The following is a 527-nucleotide window of genomic DNA, read 5'->3' as shown; positions in this document are numbered from 1 at the left end:
GAACGACTGGGTCACGCTGACGAATGAGCAATCGGCGGCGTCGAGGATGTCAACGATCCTGGCAAAGTCGGAAAGGCTCCGGGTCAGGCGGTCGATCTTGTACACGACGATAACGTCGATCTGTCCGGCCTTCACCGCGGCAAGAAGCCGCCGCAGGGCAGGGCGCTCCATGTCACCTCCCGAGAACCCGCCATCATCGTAATGCTCGGCGATCGGCGACCAGCCCTCGTGCTGCTGGCTCAGGATGTACGCTTCGCACGCCTCGCGCTGGGCATCGAGGCTGTTGAAGTCCTTCTCGAGTCCCTCGTCTGTCGACTTGCGGGTGTAGACCGCGCAGCGCAGCGTCATCGTGTTACTGCGCATCGGTAGTGACCCCGAGCTTGCCGAGACGTGGAGACTGTAAACCGAAGAAGCGCGGACCCGACCAGTGCGCGCCGGTAATCTCGCGGGCAACGGCGCTGAGCGAGGAGTATCTCGCGCCGCGGTATTCGACGCCGCCTTCGAGCACCACGACCTGGTGAACTTCG

Annotated in this window: 2 protein-coding genes; both read right to left on the bottom strand. The window is 63.4% G+C overall.

The features are described from left to right. Nucleotides 1–363 (bottom strand): recombinase family protein (locus tag ACK4S7_RS13265; protein ID WP_409647751.1); only part of this gene is annotated, 363 nt, incomplete at its 3' end. Continuing rightward, nucleotides 353–527: DUF2924 domain-containing protein (locus ACK4S7_RS13260; protein ID WP_409647754.1), on the bottom strand; the 175-nt coding region annotated here is incomplete at its 5' end. The genes ACK4S7_RS13265 and ACK4S7_RS13260, both read right to left, overlap by 11 nt.

The sequence above is a fragment of the Sphingorhabdus sp. genome (assembly GCF_046292425.1).
Taxonomy (GTDB): Bacteria; Pseudomonadota; Alphaproteobacteria; order Sphingomonadales; family Sphingomonadaceae; genus Sphingorhabdus_B.
The sequence above is the reverse complement of the archived record's forward strand: the minus strand, read 5'-3'. Positions and strand labels throughout refer to the sequence as shown.